General features: G+C 43.9%; 16 protein-coding genes and 1 pseudogene. 5 read left to right on the top strand and 12 right to left on the bottom strand.

Annotation, left to right across the window (positions count from 1 at the left end):
* Positions 1-260 precede the first annotated feature (260 nt).
* The 4 genes from rlmH to IEW67_RS15355 all read right to left on the bottom strand — a co-directional run bounded on the left by rlmH (position 261) and on the right by IEW67_RS15355 (position 4160).
* Entirely contained in the window at positions 261-740 is a 480-nt protein-coding gene (gene rlmH / locus IEW67_RS15370) for a 23S rRNA (pseudouridine(1915)-N(3))-methyltransferase RlmH (RefSeq protein WP_188633971.1), read from the bottom strand.
* Positions 741-913: 173 nt separating this feature from the next.
* A complete protein-coding gene (locus tag IEW67_RS15365) occupies positions 914-1666 on the bottom strand; it encodes a hypothetical protein (protein ID WP_188633970.1) in 753 nt (250 codons plus the stop codon).
* A gap of 260 nt (positions 1667-1926) precedes the next feature.
* Positions 1927-2682 (bottom strand): hypothetical protein, encoded by a 756-nt coding sequence (locus tag IEW67_RS15360; RefSeq protein WP_188633969.1) that lies wholly within the window; start codon positions 2680-2682, stop codon positions 1927-1929.
* Between the two features lie 74 nt (positions 2683-2756).
* On the bottom strand, positions 2757-4160 hold the full coding sequence (locus tag IEW67_RS15355) for a SpoVR family protein (protein WP_373288569.1): 1404 nt from the start codon (positions 4158-4160) through the stop codon (positions 2757-2759).
* Positions 4161-4460: 300 nt separating this feature from the next.
* Here IEW67_RS15355 and gdhA point away from each other — a divergent pair, with 300 nt between their 5' ends.
* Both gdhA and ymzB read left to right on the top strand, forming a co-directional pair.
* Positions 4461-5846 carry an NADP-specific glutamate dehydrogenase gene (gene gdhA / locus IEW67_RS15350; RefSeq protein ID WP_188633967.1) on the top strand — a complete coding sequence of 462 codons (1386 nt, stop codon included), beginning with the start codon at positions 4461-4463 and terminating at the stop codon, positions 5844-5846.
* Positions 5847-6065: 219 nt separating this feature from the next.
* Positions 6066-6413 carry a protein YmzB gene (gene ymzB, locus IEW67_RS15345; protein WP_188633966.1) on the top strand — a complete coding sequence of 116 codons (348 nt, stop codon included), beginning with the start codon at positions 6066-6068 and terminating at the stop codon, positions 6411-6413.
* 178 nt (positions 6414-6591) lie between these two features.
* Here the strand turns inward: ymzB and yhbH are convergent, their stop codons facing one another.
* Positions 6592-7761: a sporulation protein YhbH gene (yhbH, locus tag IEW67_RS15340; protein WP_188633965.1), complete on the bottom strand. Its 1170-nt coding sequence runs from the start codon at positions 7759-7761 to the stop codon at positions 6592-6594.
* A gap of 136 nt (positions 7762-7897) precedes the next feature.
* A complete protein-coding gene (locus IEW67_RS15335) occupies positions 7898-9793 on the bottom strand; it encodes a PrkA family serine protein kinase (protein WP_188633964.1) in 1896 nt (631 codons plus the stop codon).
* A 171-nt stretch (positions 9794-9964) separates the two neighbouring features.
* Here IEW67_RS15335 and IEW67_RS15330 point away from each other — a divergent pair, with 171 nt between their 5' ends.
* Together IEW67_RS15330 and IEW67_RS15325 are read left to right on the top strand one after the other, a co-directional pair.
* Positions 9965-11596, top strand: coding sequence for an acetolactate synthase large subunit (locus IEW67_RS15330; RefSeq protein WP_188633963.1), 1632 nt, complete (start codon positions 9965-9967; stop codon positions 11594-11596).
* 25 nt (positions 11597-11621) lie between these two features.
* The gene (locus IEW67_RS15325) at positions 11622-13064 is read left to right on the top strand and encodes an aldehyde dehydrogenase family protein (protein ID WP_188633962.1); all 1443 of its coding nucleotides are present in this window, start codon (positions 11622-11624) and stop codon (positions 13062-13064) included.
* Positions 13065-13165: 101 nt separating this feature from the next.
* Here IEW67_RS15325 and IEW67_RS15320 read toward each other — a convergent pair.
* The 5 genes and pseudogenes from IEW67_RS15320 to IEW67_RS15300 form a co-directional block, all read right to left on the bottom strand.
* Positions 13166-13603, bottom strand: a pseudogene (locus IEW67_RS15320) (endonuclease I family protein); the annotation flags it as partial.
* Between the two features lie 254 nt (positions 13604-13857).
* On the bottom strand, positions 13858-14148 hold the full coding sequence (locus IEW67_RS15315; protein ID WP_188633961.1) for a hypothetical protein: 291 nt from the start codon (positions 14146-14148) through the stop codon (positions 13858-13860).
* Between the two features lie 21 nt (positions 14149-14169).
* Positions 14170-15336, bottom strand: a complete 1167-nt coding sequence (locus IEW67_RS15310; protein ID WP_188633960.1) for a TraB/GumN family protein — start codon at positions 15334-15336, stop codon at positions 14170-14172.
* Positions 15337-15584: 248 nt separating this feature from the next.
* Complete coding sequence (locus tag IEW67_RS15305) at positions 15585-16196, bottom strand: YpjP family protein (protein ID WP_188633959.1); 612 nt, start codon at positions 16194-16196, stop codon at positions 15585-15587.
* 112 nt (positions 16197-16308) lie between these two features.
* Positions 16309-16872 carry an O-acetyl-ADP-ribose deacetylase gene (locus IEW67_RS15300; RefSeq protein ID WP_188633958.1) on the bottom strand — a complete coding sequence of 188 codons (564 nt, stop codon included), beginning with the start codon at positions 16870-16872 and terminating at the stop codon, positions 16309-16311.
* Positions 16873-17024: 152 nt separating this feature from the next.
* Between IEW67_RS15300 and IEW67_RS15295 the strand changes: the two genes are divergently transcribed.
* Complete coding sequence (locus IEW67_RS15295; protein WP_188633957.1) at positions 17025-17384, top strand: Lin0512 family protein; 360 nt, start codon at positions 17025-17027, stop codon at positions 17382-17384.
* Positions 17385-17478: 94 nt separating this feature from the next.
* Here the strand turns inward: IEW67_RS15295 and dacB are convergent, their stop codons facing one another.
* A complete protein-coding gene (gene dacB / locus IEW67_RS15290) occupies positions 17479-19023 on the bottom strand; it encodes a D-alanyl-D-alanine carboxypeptidase/D-alanyl-D-alanine endopeptidase (RefSeq protein WP_188633956.1) in 1545 nt (514 codons plus the stop codon).
* Between the last annotated feature and the right edge of the window lie 180 nt (positions 19024-19203).

Here is a 19203-nt window from a genome sequence, read left to right as displayed (position 1 = left end):
CAGCTTCCAATGCTGTGTTAGCCGATTTTAGGCAGGCTCAAGAAAAATTTAAAAATGCGTTTCCTTCAACGGGATACGTATGTCCTTTTTCAGCTCCAAATATGGAATAAACTGTATTTTATAGGGTTCTTATCAAAATGAAAAGGAAATTTACAAAGAGGATTGATAAAAAAGCTCCTGAATTTTAATTTTGACCTTCATTAGTTGCAGAATGTGTTTCTATGAATAATTCAGGTTAAATGTTTTAAGTTACAGTCCTGTTATTTATGATACGGTTCTGCCCTCATAATCCTGAAAGCCCGGTAAATCTGCTCCAGCAAAATCATTCGCATCATTTGATGTGGAAACGTCATCCTGGAAAACGACAGTGCCAGATCACTGCGTTTTTGAACGTCCTTACTAATGCCAACCGAGCCGCCGATGATGAAAGCGATTTTGCTTGTGCCATAGGTCGCGAGTTCATCCATTTTGGCGGCAAATTGTTCCGAAGTAAGCATTTTCCCGTCTATCTCCAGTGTGATGACATAGGTGTCCCTACTGATATTGGATAGAATACGCTCGCCTTCTTTTCTTTTTACTTGCTTATTTTCGGCATGACTCATATTTTCAGGTGATTTTTCATCGGCAACCTCCCTGATTTGAACCTTCGCATAGGCCCCAAGTCGCTTCATATATTCCTCAATACCCTGTTTCAAGTATTTTTCTTTTAGTTTTCCAACGGCGATGATTGTGATGTTCATTGGCGTTCATCCTTCTTCGTTACGTTTCATGCTTTTTTCAGTTTACCAAAAATGCTGCGCTCTAACACGGACGAGAGATCTGTATGAAGGATAAGAACCAATTATTTGGGTATCAAATTTTAGAAAAACGTGGACAGGATCATTATACTGAAGACGTTCTGAAGATTTATCACTTAAGAGGTTGTAAAGGTTGTAAAGGTTGTATTCTGGTGGTTTTCCAGGAAAATGATACGCTCGATTTGCAGTGCAACAGACAATACATGGATAAACGCTTCATACCTTGAGGCTTCTGAGTGCTTGTCATAATTGTGGATAATGAGGGGTGCCAATTGTTTACTGGCCTCTGCATCAAAATGGTAAAAATCAATAATCGGGAAATATAACGCATCACCAATTGGAATCAGTGTGCCCATAACAATTTCACCTTTTTTTGGCGTAGCTGCTGTTGGAGCATACACGATGACATCCAGCGTCTCATTTGTCAGCATATCAACGACGACGAGGACGCGGTCATTATATTTATAACCGATATAATAAAATTTTGGTACCGCCTTATCCCATTCCTTCAGCCATGATGCAACGAGCGGCTTTTTGTTCAGCGTGTGGCGGTTATCTTCAATATAGTCATCGGTGAACGTGACCTCGGCTTCATTCGAATCATGCATTAATTTCCACCAAAACAGATTGCTTTCCAGTGATTGCCATTTTTCTTTCCTCGGATGATGGTCATCAATAAATACACTCAGTTCTTCCCGGTACAAAGTATAATAATGATTGATGATATAATGCGTAAAATCTTTGTAGACTTTCAGGAGTAAATCCTCTTTCAACTCATCTGAAACGGGGTAATCATGCCGGAATGCTTTGACACTGGACTGTGATTGTGCAAATGCCACCACTTTTTCAGTTGTTCTGTTTTCTTTCATGACACCATTTCCTTTCGAGGAGAATTTCAGGGCAAAAAGCGAGAACTTTAATTGACCTTAATTAATGATTCGACATTTATCTTTCATTTCCTCTTTTAAAATAAAAAAATCAGGTTACTTTTCCACATTACCTGCTGTTTGCGGCTTTGTAACCCATACCGTTGTTGAAAAACACTATGCTTTCCGGAGACGGCTGATGAGCCTTCTTGTGTTGCCACATGCTTAAACAGACAGCACGCAGCGACGTGGTCATTGTTTGCTCAATCCCGCCGCTGCTCACTGCCGGATTTCCGTTGACCCATGTAAAGAGTCAGCGGTTTGTCGGATCCGCTTACCAGTTTATAGAAGTAAGAGGACGTCAGATTGTAGCTGTCCTCGATTTTTTCAGCAAGATAGCTGCTTCGTTCAAATAGGATAGTCCGGAATTCACTGATTTGCCTGTGGACTTTTTCCATTAGAGCCTCCTGATTTTCCAGCCGGTCGGACATGTCTTTTTGTACTTTATCCTGATCGGCGACCTGGTCAGACATTTTTCTATTCATGTCAGCAAGCTCTTTCATTTGTTGTGCCATCTCCTGATTGGCCACTTCATATGCTGCCAGACGCTCCACAATGCCACGGCTGGATTCATTCAATGATGCAATCCCGCCGGCTACTTCCTTTGTCATCGTGTCTTCGTTCTCGAGAATATGCTGGAGCTGCTGATTGTTCCGATCCAGTTTTGCCAGCCATTCCATCGCCTGACGTTCAAACGCTTCATGTTCTCGTTTGCGGTCATTTAGCGCTTGCAATTGATCACCAACATTTTTCCATTTACTCGCGTTGACATGTTGCTGATGGTGATAAAGCGCTTTGATCTCTTGGAATGCGCTCGTTAATGATTGATTGATTTTTTTCTGCTCATTAATCATGTCAGCGAAGTTATCTCTGTGAAAATAACCTTGATTCGGTTCAAGGATTTCGCCATTATTTTTAAAAACTTTGGGGTGTTCGTTATGGTTGATAAAAAGCCCCACGTCATCACATCCCTTATTGCATGTTGCTAACAGTCTATGCAATTGCGGATGGATACGGGACAATCGACCCAGCCTTACAATACTTTCCGGTGCACGCTGTCACCATTATATGTGAATAAAACCTGCTTATCTTCTACCATTGTCTCCAGGTGAACTTTTCGCCCCCACAATTGATAAATATACGGCAGGACATTCTCCAGGTAATGCAGATCGAGCTCGATACCTTCATAGCCGTGTACCAGATATAATTCGCCATTCCGCAGATAATCGCCGTTTTCCACGGTAATATAGGGAAACCCACCATTCACACGCTGCGAAACAAGCTGATCGCGCACATTTTCATAATCTTTATCAGTAATCGTATAATCGCTCCCTTGCTTCTCAAACAAATACATATCTTCCCGGTTGACCAATTCTTTGGTTAAATAATTTCGAATGAATGATTGATCTGATTCAATTTCCCGGACTTCAAAGATTTTCTCTCTTCCTGAGTTAGATTCAACCCCCAGCTTCTGCATTTTTTCGCTTGGATTGTTAAAACGCTCTTCAATATCCTCGTAGATTTTCAGTCCGAGATAATAAGGATTGATCTGCTGCTTTGAAGGCTGTACAACACTTGCATTCAGTGATGCGAACTCGACTGCTTCTTCGGGTGAGAGATCCATTTCCCTTAAAATCCGCTGATGCCAATACGACGCCCAGCCTTCATTCATGATTTTCGTTTCCAGCTGCGGCCAGAAATAAAGCATTTCTTCACGCATCATCGTTAGAATATCGCGCTGCCAGTCTGTTAGCTCACGACTGTGCTCTTCAATGAACAGCAGGAGATCTTTTTTCGGACGCATCGGAAATTTTTTATGGTGCTTTTTAACCAGCTTAGGCTTGCTGTCATCTTTTGAATCGTCCAATCCCCACAAATCATCATATGGCGTTTTCACCCCGGATCTGCCCTGCTTATTCCCCATGTCATCTTCTGTATCCTCAGACCAACTCCCCTGAATAAGCGATGGGTCGATATGTTCCTGAATCGACAGAACCGCATCAAGAAAACGTTCCACTTCATCACGGCCGTAGATCATCTCATAACTTTCAACCCGTTCAGCTGTTGCCGTCATACTTTCCACCATATCGCGACGCGTATTCCCAAAACGCATATTATTTTTGAAAAAATCACAATGTGCAAGTACGTGTGCAATAATCAGCTTGTTTTGGATAAGACTATTGGTATCAAGCAAAAAGGCATAGCATGGATTGGAATTGATAACGAGCTCATAAATCTGACTCAGACCGAGATCATAATGCAGCTTCATCTTATGGAACTGCTTGCCGAAACTCCAATGAGAAAACCGTGTCGGCATGCCATATGCTCCAAATGTGTAAATAATATCAGCAGGGCATATTTCATACCGCATCGGATAAAAATCAAGTCCAAATCCAGTCGCTATTTCAGTGATTTCATCAATCGCCCGGTTCAACATCTGTCTCTCCGTCAACGTGATCATCCTTCCAATGTGGTCTTTTTATAGTGTATGATCCGGGGATTAAAATTTTGACCGGTAAAAAAAGATAGATCGATTAATTGGGATGTTCACAAAGTCATAAAATTGTCACAAAAATCAAAACGGAGATGATACTTGCTTTAAAGCGCTTACAAGTAGTCGATCCATTAGGAATATTCAGTAAAATGTTGTGTTCAAAGATTTTTTCATGTAAAATAATATTATTACGTTACTTTTTATCCGTAAGTTTAAAATTTTTCACTAAAAAGGGGATGACCAATGAGTACAAAAGAATCAACTTTAAAACCAGACGAATTTACAGTAGCCAATAACTATGCCAATTTCTTAAATCACATCACTAAACTACGCAATCCTCATGAAGTTGAATTTCTGCAGGCTGTTAGAGAAGTAGTTAACTCCCTCGTTCCAGTATTAGCCCATCACCCACAATACATGAAATCCTGCATACTTGAAAGACTTGTGGAACCGGAAAAGATCATTTCATTCCGCGTTTCCTGGGTGGATGATGAGGGAGACGTACAAATTAATCGCGGCTATCGTGTGCAATTCAATAGTGCACTTGGCCCGTATAAAGGGGGTTTACGCTTTCACACAACCGTTAATGAAAGCATCATAAAATTTTTAGGATTTGAACAAACCTTCAAAAATTCCCTTACCGGACAACCGATTGGCGGCGGGAAAGGTGGATCGGATTTTGATCCAAAAGGCAAAACAGATTTAGAAATTATGCGGTTTTGCCAAAGTTTCATGACTGAACTGTATAATCATATTGGTCCGGATACCGACGTTCCAGCCGGAGATATCGGCGTCAACGCCAGGGAGATTGGCTACATGTTCGGCCAGTACAAAAAATTACGCGGGGCTTTTGAAGCAGGAGTACTAACCGGTAAAGGGCTCGAATATGGGGGAAGCCTGGCACGCACAGAAGCGACCGGTTATGGATTAGTATATTTTGTCCGTGAAATGTTACAGGACAAAGGTATTGGCTTTGAAGATAAAACGGTCATTGTGTCAGGATCGGGCAACGTATCCATTTATGCAATGGAAAAAGCAGCCGAATTTGGTGCCAAGGTCGTAGCGTGCAGTGATTCAAATGGCTGCATTTACGATGAAAATGGCATTGACCTTAATACCGTGAAAGAACTCAAAGAATCAGGCGACGAACGCATCAGCGAATATATCACTAAATACCCGAACGCCCAGTATCTTGATGATTGTTCAAATATCTGGTCGATTCCATGTGATATCGCGCTACCATGCGCAACTCAAAATGAAATTGACGAAGCAACCGCCAAAACATTAGTTGATAATGGTGTCCAGGCAGTTGGTGAAGGAGCCAATATGCCATCAACACAGGAAGCCATCAACCTGTTCCTTGATAACGATATCCACTTTGCCCCGGCAAAAGCAGCAAATGCCGGCGGAGTTGCCGTATCATCGTTGGAGATGGCACAGAACGGCAGCAAACTCATGTGGACATTTGAAGAGGTCGATGAAAAACTGAAGGACATTATGAAAAACATTTATCAAAACAGTATGCAAGCAGCGTCAGATTACGGCTCCCCAGGGAATCTTGTGGCGGGTGCCAACATCGCAGGCTTCATCAAAATTGCCGATGCGATGAGCGCACAAGGCATAATTTAAACGAAGAACTGTCTCAGAAACGAGGCAGTTTTTTTAATAACGTCAGAAAGTATGAATGATGGATGACCTTATAAGAAAAACGTCGGCATTCGCTATGAGATGAGGCGAATGCCGAGTTCTTCTAATCCCAACTTCTGACTAAAGGGTGTGAAAATTACCACGCTTTTATCCTGAATGATTATCCTGATTGTGCTCAATCTATAAGCAGGAGGGATGATTATGGGAGTGCAATTTTTAACGGTTGAAGCGTTTAATGATATACTGCAGCAGTGGAACGGCGAGAGCATTAAAATTTCCAAACATGAACTCGATGATTTGGATGAAACGCTGATGACGCTCCAAGATATATCTTATGCGCGCAACACACGACGACTTGACAATTATGAGCCGATGCATGCGCTACTGCTCAATGGGATGGGCACAATCAAAACCGATGCCAGCAATACTCAGTCGCTGCCATCATCTGTTTATGAAATTCCACTCGAAGACAATACACTGTATGAGTTTGATGGACAACAGCTTTTACTGAGCACCTCCCGCGGTGTGTATAAGATTGAGAAGGAGTGAGCTATACTTCATTCAATGAAACGCTTTCCAACTGAATGTTAGTTGACGAAATCGCTGTAGACACAGTCACTTTCGCTGTAGTTTCACGTGAAACCGCTATAGTTTGAGTTGGAATCGCTGCAGATTCATTAAAAATCGCTATAGATAGCCAAAAAAGAACCCCCGCAGGTTGCGGAGGTTACACAGTAGCTGTTTTTTGCCGGAAAAACGATCTTAATGCATGATAAACGTCTTCCTTACTTTTTAATATATAATGGCGGAATTTTGGATTTTCAAATTCCCGGTATGCGCGCATCAGTGTTGACTGACGATTATACATGTTCACTTCGGCGTAACCAAACATATTGGAAACATCCATAATGTCATTAACAAGATTGATGCATCTTGGATTATCTGATGTGATGTTTTCCCCGTCGGAGAAATGAAATGGATAAATATTGTAACGGGACGGCGGGTATTCATCTGAAATCAATTCCAATGCTTTGTCATAGGCAGATGAACAAATCGTTCCGCCGCTTTCACCTCTTGAAAAGAATGCTTCTTCAGAGACGACCTTTGCTTCAGTATGATGGGCGATAAAGGCAATTTCAACATGTTCATATTTCGAACGCAAGAATCGCATCATCCAGAAAAAGAAACTTCTGGCCAAATATTTTTCGAAATTTCCCATCGATGCACTCGTATCCATCATGGCAAGTATGACAGCCTTTGATTCCGGATTCACGACATCGTTCCACGTCTTAAAGCGCAGGTCATCATTATAAATAGGGGTGATTTGCGGTTCGCCTTCGATCGCATTGCGTTTAAGCGCAGTCAAAATCGTCCGTTTTTTATCAACATTGCCCATCAGTCCTTTTTTGCGTACATCATTAAATTCGACCTTTTCGGTGGTGACTTCCGCTTCTTCCTTCTGCTTCAAATCAGGCAGCTCGAGCTCTTTAAATAATGCTTCCTCCAATTCTGCCATTGACACTTCCGCTTCATAATAATCGTTGCCTGGTGCATCGCCTGCTTTCTTCCCTTTACCGGATCCGCTTTTGCCCTTATCTCCACCGTTCGGGTCACGCGCGATGACATCGCCTACTTCGCTGTCACCGTCGCCCTGCCCGACATGTTTTGATTTGTTATAATTGTAACGAATTTTGTACTCATCAAGTGAACGGATGGGGATTTTGATGATATCCCGGCCATTTGACATGATAATATTTTCTTCACTGATGAGATCAGGTAAATTATTTCGGATCGCATCTTTTACTTTATCCATATGACGCTTCTGATCCTGATAGCCTTTGCGGTGGAGGGACCAATCTTCCTTCGAGACAGTGAAACTTTTATTTTCTTCCTGCACGTGTTCCCCTCCTCATGCTTTTATTTAGTCTATGCAGCTCTCATCAAACAAGTTATTCATACCTGTCAAAAAACCGCAATGTTGAAAAAATAACAAGAGCTGATAATGATCAGTCTTGTTATTTTTTCACCATTATTTACCGGTTCAGCAGGCTGCCTACATACCGCAGCAACTCATTCGCCGAAACGGAATTGTAGCCATACTCATCTATCAGACGGGCAATCACTTCATTAATTTTCTTAAGTTGTGATTCATCCGGCGTCTGGGATGATGTCGTAATCTTAACAACATCTTTCAAATCGGCAAATAGCTTTTTCTGGATCGCTTCCCGCAAGCGTTCATGTGAATTGTATTCAAAGCGCTTCCCTTTGCGCGCATAAGCGGAAATGCGGATCAGAATTTCCTCCCTGAATGCTTTTTTCGCATTTTCCGAGATACCGATCTGTTCTTCAATCGAGCGCATCAGTTTCTCATCCGGATTCATTTCCTCACCGGTCAGCGGGTCATGAAGCTTCGTTTTATTACAGTACGCCTCAACATTATCAAGATAATTATCCAGCAGTGTTTTGGCAGATTCTTCATACGAGTACACAAATGCTTTTTGCACTTCTTTCTTTGCAATCTCATCGTATTCCCGTCTGGCAACGGCAATATAATTCAAATAGCGTTCCTTATCTTCATCGGATATCGACGGATGCTGCTCAAGTCCATCTTTCAGGGACCGCAGCACATCTAGGGCATTAATCGACGACACTTCTTTACGGATGATCGTTGAGGAAATCCGGTTAATGACATAACGGGGATCAATCCCGCGCATCCCTTCATCGGGGTATTCCTTCCGAAGTTCATCAACATCCACCTGATTATAGCCTTCAACACTGTCACCGTCATAAAGACGCATTTTCTTCACAAGATCAACACTTTGCTTTTTCGACTCTTCAAGCCGGGTCATAATCGAAAAGATTGCAGCCACTCTCAGTGCATGTGGGGCAATATGCACATGTGACATATCACTTTCATTAATCATCTTTTGATAAATACGCTCTTCTTCCGTCACTTTCAAATTGTACGGAATTGGCATAACAATGATCCGTGACTGCAATGCTTCATTCTTCTGGTTGGCAATGAATGATCGATATTCCGCTTCGTTGGTATGCGCAACAATCAACTCATCAGCGCTTATAAGGGCGAACCTGCCGGCCTTAAAGTTCCCTTCCTGCGTGAGTGATAAGAGGTGCCAAAGAAACTTTTCGTCACACTTTAGCATTTCCTGGAATTCCATCATTCCACGGTTTGCCTTGTTAAGTTCCCCGTCAAACCGGTAAGCACGCGGATCGGATTCTGAACCATATCGGGCAATCGTGGAAAAGTCGATACTGCCTGTTAAATCAGCAATATCCTGTGATTTAGGATCAGACGGACTGAACGTTCCGACGCCGATTCGCTTATCCTCTGACAAAAAGATACGCTCCACCATCACATCTTCAATCCGGCCGTCATATTCCTTTTCCAGACGCATCGCATTAAGCGGTGACAGACTCCCTTCGATACGGATGCCATATTCGTCATAAAAATCGTCACGTAAGTGCTGCGGAATCAGATGCAGCGGATCTTCGTGCATCGGACAGCCTTTAATCGCATACACCGCACCTTCATCTGTACGTGAGTATTGCTCAAGCCCGCGTTTAAGCATCGTTACAATTGTGGACTTCCCGCCGCTGACCGGGCCCATCAGCAGTAATATGCGTTTTCTTACATCGAGCCTTTTTGCCGCTGGATGAAAATATTCCTCGACCAGCTTTTCGATTGCTCCCTCTAACCCAAAAATCTCTTCACCGAAAAAATCGTACATCTTCCGGCCATCTTTCTCCGTTAACCCGGAACTTTTTATCATATTATAAACACGTGAATGAGCTGTCTGCGCTACTTCCGGACGTTTTTTTACAATCTCAAGGTACTCGGCAAAAGTCCCTTCCCATTTTAGGCGTTGTTCTTCCTCACGGTGATCCCTGACTTTATTGAGTATATCCATTTGCTTCCCTCCATAACTGGTTTTCTCCCGCCTTTACCTGACCATAACCTTCTATCTAATAGACTTTATATAGCCTATGCAGGGGTTTTCTTTAAGATGAGTGGTTTTGTACTCATAATTCGTGACATTTGGCAAAAGCTAACACAAGAAATCTTATAAAGGATGATGGCAATGAATGTGGCAGAATTGCTTGTCAAATGCCTCGAGCAGGAAGGCGTTGACTATGTCTTTGGTGTACCCGGAGAAGAAAATATTGATCTGATGGATGCTTTTTATGACTCTGATATTGAGTTTATTGTCACCCGGCACGAAACAAGTGCCGCCTTTATGGCGGCGACATACGGGAGGCTCACCGGTACCCCCGGCGTCTGTCTGGCTACACTTGGACCCGGAGCCACGAACCTGATGACCGGTGTCGCCAATGCCAATATGGATCATGCACCGCTTGTGGCCATCACCGGCCAAGCTGGGCTTGACCGCCAGCATAAAACTTCACATCAGTATTATGACCTGATTAATATGTATGAACCGGTGACCAAGTGGAATGCACAGATTAAGTCGGCCAAAATCACGCCGGAAGTCGTCCGCAAAGCGTTTCAAGTGGCAGGGCAGGAGAAGTGGGGGGCCACCCACATTGATTTGCCGGAAGACATTGCCGGCATAGATATTGAGGAGACGACACCGCTCAAGCCTAATGAACGCCCCCATACAGAAGCCGTCGCAAACATTCTAGAACAAGCTGTGAGCATGATTGAAAAAGCTGAACACCCGCTTATTTTAGCCGGCAATGGCATCAGCCGGCAACAAGCCACCGACGAATTCCGGACATTTGTTAAGAAAGCGCACATCCCTGTTGTCCATTCATTCATGGGTAAAGGAGCCATTTCCTGGAAGAATGACTTGAGCCTTCTGACGGCCGGCATCGGCGGTAATGACTATATCACGTGCGGTTTTAACGAGGCTGATTTAATCATTACCGTCGGATTTGATATTGCGGAGTATCCGCCGAAAAACTGGAACCGGAGCAACACACCGATCATTCACATTGACACCGAAGAAGCTGAAACCGATGCCAATTATCCGGTAACATTCAATATTCTTGGTGATATCCAGGCAAACCTCCAGCAGTTAAGCAAAGGCATCAGGTCCACGAAACGAGATATTACGTGGGTGTCTAATGTTCGAAAGCAGGCACTCGATGAATTGGGGTCTTTTCAGAAAGATACGCACTTCCCGGTAAAACCGCAAAAAATCATTTCTGATTTGCGCAATGTTTTAGACGAGGAAGCGATTGCCATCTCGGATGTCGGTGCCCATAAAATGTGGATGGCCCGTATGTATCATACCTATCATCCGAATACATGCCTTATTTCAAATGGGCTTGCATCCATGGGTGTTGCAGTACCAAGTGCCATTGCCGCTAAAATGGTGCATCCGGATCGTAATGTTGTTGCCGTGTGCGGCGATGGCTCGTTTCAGATGACAGGAGCGGAACTGGAGACAGCCAAACGGCTTGAGGTGCCGATTATTGTCCTGATGTGGCGTGATAATGGCTATGGTCTAATCGAATGGCACCAATTAAAGAAATTTGACCGCGCATCTTACATCACATTTGGCAACCCGGATTACCGGCAGCTTGCTGCTTCGTATGGTTTTGAGGTAATGACCATTACGAAAGCAGAAGAATTGAAACCAGCGCTGGAAAAGGCCGCTACTTCAGATCAGCCCGTTTTCATCGACTGTCCGGTTGACTACAGCGAAAACATGCAATTGACCGAAAAACTTGGTGACATCATTTGCTGAACGTTAGATAGGAGGATATTTAGTCATGATAGGCTCAATTATTAACGGCAAAGAAATAAACACCAGTAAGGACTCCATGAACGTCGTCAATCCATACAATGGCGAAAAAGTAGAAGAGATCGCACTGGCATCAGACGATGAATTTGAGCGTGCTGTCACGAGTGCATTCGATACCTTCCATCATACAATGAAAGATATGCCGGCACATCAGCGGGCAGATATTCTGCGTAAAACAGCTGACTTAATGGAGGAGCAGGCGGATGATTTTGCCGAAATCATTATGAAAGAAGCCGGCAAACCGATCTTTTTCAGTCGGGGGGAGGTGCAGCGCGCCATTCAGGTGCTCCGATTTGCATCCGAAGAAGCCAAACATATCAGCGGCGAAGTAGTACCAATGGATGCGGCGATTGATGGCGACGGACGCCTCGGTTTAGTTAAGCATATTCCGCTCGGGGTCGTTGCCGCCATCACTCCGTTCAATTTTCCGCTGAACCTGTCATTGCACAAAATTGCACCAGCCATCGCAGCGGGGAATACCGTTATATTTAAACCTGCTGAAAAAACACCTGTGTCTGCTCATAAACTAGCCAAACTGTTTCATGAAGGGGGCCTTCCTGATGGTGTTCTTAATCTGCTAATGGGCTCCGGTGAAATCGGCGAAAAGCTGGTCACTCATGATAAAGTGCACAAAATATCATTTACGGGAAGTTTGCCGGTCGGACGATCGATACGAAAATCGGCGGGTTTTAAAAAAGTCACACTGGAACTGGGGTCCAATTCACCCAATATCATATTTGATGACAGCAACATCCATGAAGCCACCAACATGCTGGTCAAAGGTGCATTTGCCTTTTCCGGACAAGTTTGCATCTCAGCACAACGTATTTATGTGCAAAAGTCAATCTATGATCAATTCCTGAAAGAATACATCAAGGCGACAGAAGACCTGGGGATTGGTGATCCGGCATTTGAAAAGACCGATATCGGACCGATGATCAGCGTGGAGGAAGCCAAACGAGCCAAACAATGGATCGATGACGCAGTCGAAAATGGCGCCAAAATCGCAACAGGCGGTGAACGGGATGGATCGGTACTCAAACCGACCATCATGACCGATGTTGAAAGCCATATGAAAATCATCGCGGATGAAGTGTTCGCACCGATTGTGTCGGTCATACCGTTTGATACGGAAGACGATGTAATAGATTACGCAAATGATTCAGTTTACGGATTGCAGGCAGGTGTCTTCACCAAAGATGTCGACCGGGCCTTCCGGGTGGCGGACCGACTGGAGATGGGCGGAGTCTGGATCAATGAAATTTCCACCTACCGCCAGGACAATCACCCTTACGGCGGTGTCAAACAAAGCGGTATCGGCCGAGAAGGTGTCAAATATGCCGTTGATGGCATGACCGAAATGAAATTCATCGGGGTGAAATTGAAGGACAATCATGATGACAGAGCTTGAGGACAGTTCTCCTCAAGCCTTATTTCATAAAATCAGTGACTTCCAAGCAAAGGCGAGATGATATCGACAGAGGAGATATCAACTGAAGAGAAAAATAAGTCTCATCCTCTGATTCCTTTCATAACATTCAGCATGCGCTGCGGAAAGTCTATAAATGGGTTACGATTCCCCTGAATCTCATAAATCGCCTGGTTACGGTGTTTCTCATACAAATCAGGTGGAAACGTTACATGCCATTCCAGAAGAAGATCCGTATCTATTTGTTCCAAAAATTTCGCTTCAACCTGATTCGGATATCGGAGCAAAAAGTACAGCATTGCCCTGGCGACAATTCCCTTTCCATATTCCGGCTCAAATCGCTCCTCCTCCGCTTTTCCGCAATTTTCATCAATCTGATTCATTTCCGGTGTATATTCTGCAAAATCATGATAGGGATAGTTGCTTCGAAAAGAATTACAGGAAGGATCACATGTGAACAAATGATGGATGTCACCGCGCATCGGCTCTTGTTCATTGAACCAGGACTGTGGAACCGCATGCTACTTCGCGCACCTTAGGGCGGCTGGTGATCCTCCTCGTGCTTCGCACTGTGGGGTCTCACCTATGCCCTTCCTCCTGCAGAAGTCTGCGTATATTTCTCCGCTAAAACGGATATCGTTCGTCTTTAGTATAAAATATCTTAATTATGTCCAAGACTCCTAGCGGTAATACAAAATAAAAAGGTGATGGTTGTTAAACCGGAAAGCAGTGTATTGCTCGTCTTTAGATTTAATTGACGTTTAGTCCCAGCCTCTTACCGCTGTTGTTTCACATTTTCCTTGAAGGCTTCAATAAAACGCTCCGGTGACTGTTTGACGGTATAGACGTTAACACCCTTGCTCGTGTGTAAATATAACAAACCACCGTCCTTGCCAAAAGGGCGATAGGACATATCCCAGACGTTTTCAATTGGAAATTCATGATGGCGGCTCACAATTTTATCACTGTATAAATACAAAGAGCGAGGGTCCTCAACATAATACTTGCCTGAAATCGCGATCTCTTGCTCCACCTTAACGTAGGGTTGCTCAGCAATCAGCTTCATGGAAACCTCCCTTCTGCAATATTATAGATTATCCAGAAATACCCTGATAACATCGGCACCGCCAATAAACGTACCCAACGAACTTCCGATATTCGCCAGTACCACTATCAGAAGAACTCTTGTTGCCTTATTGTGCCAAAACCCTTTCACACTGTATACATCATCGGATAGCTGCTCAAAATCGCTGACATGCGGTTTGCGGATAATTGCTTGGACAATGCCGGCAAACCAGCCTGCTGCAATCAGAGGATTTAATGATGATATAGGGGCAGCGAGAAACGCCGTCAATATCGTAAGCGGATGTCCTAAAGCAATAGCCGTTCCAATTGCTGACAAGCTGCCATTCCATAACACCCAGCTGACTGTTTGCTGCCATCCAGCCGAGGGGTTTGTAAAGAACGTATACGCTATAAGGGAAATAATTAAAATCGGAATCGACCATCCAATGATTTTGGGCACCTTGGACTTTGGCGGCCGGGTGCTCAGCTGTTCCAAGTTATGCTCTTGTTTGATTTCGTTTGTGATGCCGGGAACATGTGCAGCACCAAGAACAGCAACAATTTTTCTACCAGACGATCGCCTGATTTTTTCAGAAAGATACTGATCCCGCTCATCAATCAGTGGTTTTTTTAGCCGTGGAAAATGTTCGGTAAACTCCTCCAGCATGCTGTCCAGCATATCTTTAGATTTAAGGTTTTCCAGCTCTTCTTCCGAAATCGTTTCACGGCTGAAAATGCTGCCAACGACTTGCAGCAGTAGCATGGCCTTCCCTTTGAAACCAAGATTTCCCCAAATACGTGAAAACGTAATCTGGATATCACGATCTGCCAGCACCAGTTCCGCATTGATTTCTTTTGCTGATTCAATTCCTTGAATCATTTCCTGGCCGGCATCAATGCCGAACTGCTTCGCCATACGTTTCTGAAATGAGGAAATGGCCAGATTCATCAGCAAAAGGGTGGCTTTTTTCTCTTTGATCACCTGAAAAATATCCATATCACGCCATTTATTTCCTTCAGTCACTGATTTGTATCGTTGCTCATCCAATTCTATGCAGACAGCATCCGGCTGTTCCGCCTCAATTACTTCTTTGACCTGTTCAGCACTACTTTTGGAGACATGTGCCGTTCCAATCAATATATACTCTTTATCACCCAGATGGATGCGTGTTATGTTTTCTTCAGACATATGGTAAACTCCTATGTTCGTTAATACAGACTAACCCATCGTTGCACAACCTTATATTATCATAAAGCGAAACCCTCTATTGAAGTCGGGCTCCTGCTGATGCCCATCAGGTTGGGATAAATTAGAAAAACTCGGCAATTCGCCTCGTCTTATAGCGAATGACGAAGCTTTTCTTATAAGGCCATTCATATTTTATACTTTCTGACGTTACAAACAAAAAACCCGGTGCAAGTCCGGGCCTCCCCTTATCATGCCATCCATTTCGGCGGAATATTTTTATCCCAGTAAATTTCTCCAATTTCATGATGTTCTTCAAAACCGTCATTCTTTATATGATAATGAAAATTAAACCAGTAGCCCTCCATGGGACGTTTCTCACGCCTGACATCAAAACGTGCAAGGTCATGCCCTGTCCGCTCATCATAAATATTAAAAATCCGCTCGCCAAACCCCTCGGAGGGCTGTTCGGTGATACTATAATATTGAAATTCATCCGTTACATTTTCGTCCAGAATCCGATGTAGCGCTTCTTCCATTTTCGGCAAAATAACCGTTTGAAACTCGTCTTCCACTTTGGTTGTAATTCGTGGTCCCATCTTTATCATGGCTTGTTCCCGCGCTTTATCCCGCAAATACTCTACCGGATCAGAATCCGAAACGCCCGCATACGTATCAGGCAATTCTGCCTTCAAAATCGGCGGATCACTTGTTTCGCTGCCAGCCTCATCAGGTGACCCTTTTTCTGAATCTATCGCCTTACTCTGTTCTGCTTCAACATCCGCATCAAATTGCGGGATATATAAACCCAGCGTGACAAACGCAACCAGTGCCACTGCTATTTTCCGCATCCAAAGCTTCATCGTGGTTTTCTCCTTCTAGTGTCTTCTCATTAAATTTTATCATTTATCAGACAAAAGCGCCACGTTATTTTGAATTTTTCACAGCATTGTTTGCTTCTTAAAGCGCATTACATTACTCACCGATTGCCCGGTCGTTTCTTTTAAGTGCAGCTGCGTATATTTCGTAATCCTTTTGTGAAAACAGCACCATCATCACTCTACCAAAATCATAGGTCATTAAAAAATCAGTGATCGTTTGTAAGGCGATTTTGGCGGCAAGATCGATTGGAAAACTGTACACTCCTGTTGAAATCGATGGGAACGCAATACTGGATGCGTTAATTTCCGCTGCAAGCTTGAGAGAGTGGTCATAACAACCAGCGAGCAATTCTTCCTGATCCTCATCGCATTCATTCCAGACCGGACCGACCGTATGAATCACATGTTTTGCCGGCAAGTGGTAACCCCCTGTGATGACAGCCTTGCCCGTCGGCAATTTTTCACCATTAAGCTGCTTCTCCCGCACCTGTTTACATTCTTCCAATAATTTTTTGCCTGCTGCCCGGTGAATGGCACCGTCAACGCCACCACCGCCCATAAGCGTTCCATTGGCAGCATTGACAATTGCGTCTGTCTTCACCTTCGTAATGTCTCCGGTCATCAGCTCCAGTGTACTTCCATTAATCTCAGTTTTCATTGCTTCACCCTTTCTGAAATCACCCCCATTCTCATTCAAAATACACGTTTTTTCAAATCATGCCATCTATCAGATGTTTTAGGGTTTATTCACATGGGAAGTGTATTATACATGCATATTCAAATATATGAAGTAAAAGGAGCATACCTTTCATGGAACAAATTCTTTTCATCCAAACAGGCAGTGGTATAGACGTTCATGGTCAAAATATCACAAAGGCTTCCCTCCGTGCTGTAGAAAATGCGATTTATTCCAATTCAATGCCTGGAATTGAGAAAAGTCTTCCAGGCGGAAAGCTTGAGAACATGCAGGTGAATGTCCGTCTGGCCGTTCCGCTCGACCGTGACAAACTGAACATCGAACAAGTTAAAAGCACCATCCCATACGGTTCAGTCACCACCGATGTAACAGATGGTGGAATGGCCACGTCAAGCGGTATTATGCTGGATGAAAAAGAAGATGAGAATGATTTGATGTATATTGTAAACGCTGCAATTGAAGTGGGTTATTAACGGTGATCTCCCCCCTTAAAACCAACCTCCTGACAGGTTGGTTTTATTATGTGATAAAGGGCGCCGTCCGAGCATCCGGATCCCCTTTGCCGTTCTAAAACTCATGCCCGGCCAATGTCGCGGCAATTGAGTCCTCAATCTTTGTATCCGAACGTCCCAGATAATTGTTCAACATGATGGAAAATACCAGTTCTTTGCCATCATGTGATGCTACATAGCCGGAAAGTGTTGAAACGCCGGTCAATGAACCGGTCTTGGCGACAACATTCCCTTGCGCCGGTTCTTCAGTCATCCGGTATCTGAGTGTGCCGCCAACAAAACGCCCCGGCTCGCCTGCGACAGGCAGGGAGTCCTCAAATGCCGGGAACCAGTCTTCATCCTTTATGGCTGTCAAAAACTTCGACAATTCATTTGACGGGATCATATTTTTATGCGACATGCCCGAGCCGTCACGGAACAGGATGGTGTTGTTGTCAATGCCATAGTTTTCTGCCACATCCTCAATAACATCAAGTCCTTCATCCCAGCTTCCTTCACCATTCACCATTTTAGCCATTTCTTTCGTCAGAATCTCGCCGTGACCGTTATTACTCAGCTTCATAAATCGGGTATACAGTTCCTCAATCGGCATCGAGTCCCTCGAGGCAAGAACAGTCGCATTCTCAGGTGTCACACCGGTTTTCACACCACTATTACCGATGAATTTAAGACCATGTTCCCCGAGCGATTTTTTGAAGACATCAAGCGCATATCCGGTCGGCTCCCAAACCGATACCCACGACCTTGACCTTGTGCCGTCAACTGGAATCGTTCCCTCGACAACAATTTCATTGGATCCGTGCTGGCGCTGAATAGAGATATCTTTGCTTTCTCCGGCGGCAACCGTTTCCGTGTTATTAATAATCGTGACATAATCAGTCGCTGGCGTAACCGTGACATCCGCTTCATTTCCGGCCTCATCTGATGGATATACGTCAACAATGACGGTTCCCGCATCGTAATCGTTATTCGGTGATAATGATAAAGCCGAAACCTGTGCACCCGTGTAATATGGCTCATCTGACCAGTTCAAATCCTGCGACAGACGCACATCGTCATACCAGCTGTCATCGCCAATCAGATCGCCTTTAATATTCGTGATCCCTTCTTCTTTCAGCTGTGCCGCAAACTGATCAAGGTCCTCTTTCATCAAGGTCGGATCACCTTTTCCTTTTAAGTATAAATCGCCCTGAAGCACCTTTCCGTTGACTTGACCGTCCGTGAGTACCTCAGTGGTGAATTGATAATCAGGACCTAATGTTTCCATGGCGGCTGCACCGGTCAAAATTTTCATGTTTGAAGCCGGATGGAGGCGCAAATCACCATTATAATCGTACAGAATCTCGCCACTCTCAGCATTCCGGACACTGACACTCACACTTGTACCGTCCAAACTATCATGCTCCAGAATCGCATCAAGCTTGTCCTCCAAATCTTGATCTTCAGAATTTGTTTTAATTGTTTCGATTTGATCCGATTTTTCTGCCGTATCTTGGGATGCTGATACAATTGATTGGTCCTGCTCAGCAAATGGCATGACAAGAACGATTGCCAGCAGTAAAAGTAGAAACAGTTTCTTTCCGTAATCCTTCACAATCATACTATCTGCACACCCTTTATATATTTTGAATATTTATATTATAATAAAATATACTAATGGTTAGCCCCCAAAAAGGGTAAAAAAGTGTCCAAAATATACCAAGACTACGTTATAATAAAGGTAACTATACAATTCTTCACAGGGCGGTGCTACATATGTTTAAACACGGTAAAAAGGAAC

Source organism: Lentibacillus kapialis (assembly GCF_014646635.1).
Classification (GTDB): Bacteria; Bacillota; Bacilli; order Bacillales; family Amphibacillaceae; genus Lentibacillus; species Lentibacillus kapialis.
Note: the sequence above shows the minus strand (reverse complement) of the source record. Positions and strands in the feature narration are given on the sequence as shown.

What these genes read in the sequence shown, in the direction of transcription:
- IEW67_RS15365 (WP_188633970.1), bottom strand. Translation starts at nt 1,666, where the DNA reads ATGAAAGAAAACAGAACAACTGAAAAAGTGGTGGCATTTGCACAATCA.
- IEW67_RS15355 (WP_373288569.1), bottom strand. Translation starts at nt 4,160, where the DNA reads ATGTTGAACCGGGCGATTGATGAAATCACTGAAATAGCGACTGGATTT.
- dacB (WP_188633956.1), bottom strand. Translation starts at nt 19,023, where the DNA reads ATGATTGTGAAGGATTACGGAAAGAAACTGTTTCTACTTTTACTGCTG.
- IEW67_RS15295 (WP_188633957.1), top strand. Translation starts at nt 17,025, where the DNA reads ATGGAACAAATTCTTTTCATCCAAACAGGCAGTGGTATAGACGTTCAT.
- IEW67_RS15305 (WP_188633959.1), bottom strand. Translation starts at nt 16,196, where the DNA reads ATGAAGCTTTGGATGCGGAAAATAGCAGTGGCACTGGTTGCGTTTGTC.
- IEW67_RS15330 (WP_188633963.1), top strand. Translation starts at nt 9,965, where the DNA reads ATGAATGTGGCAGAATTGCTTGTCAAATGCCTCGAGCAGGAAGGCGTT.
- gdhA (WP_188633967.1), top strand. Translation starts at nt 4,461, where the DNA reads ATGAGTACAAAAGAATCAACTTTAAAACCAGACGAATTTACAGTAGCC.
- IEW67_RS15315 (WP_188633961.1), bottom strand. Translation starts at nt 14,148, where the DNA reads ATGAAGCTGATTGCTGAGCAACCCTACGTTAAGGTGGAGCAAGAGATC.
- IEW67_RS15300 (WP_188633958.1), bottom strand. Translation starts at nt 16,872, where the DNA reads ATGAAAACTGAGATTAATGGAAGTACACTGGAGCTGATGACCGGAGAC.
- rlmH (WP_188633971.1), bottom strand. Translation starts at nt 740, where the DNA reads ATGAACATCACAATCATCGCCGTTGGAAAACTAAAAGAAAAATACTTG.
- IEW67_RS15325 (WP_188633962.1), top strand. Translation starts at nt 11,622, where the DNA reads ATGATAGGCTCAATTATTAACGGCAAAGAAATAAACACCAGTAAGGAC.
- ymzB (WP_188633966.1), top strand. Translation starts at nt 6,066, where the DNA reads ATGGGAGTGCAATTTTTAACGGTTGAAGCGTTTAATGATATACTGCAG.
- IEW67_RS15310 (WP_188633960.1), bottom strand. Translation starts at nt 15,336, where the DNA reads ATGTCTGAAGAAAACATAACACGCATCCATCTGGGTGATAAAGAGTAT.
- IEW67_RS15335 (WP_188633964.1), bottom strand. Translation starts at nt 9,793, where the DNA reads ATGGATATACTCAATAAAGTCAGGGATCACCGTGAGGAAGAACAACGC.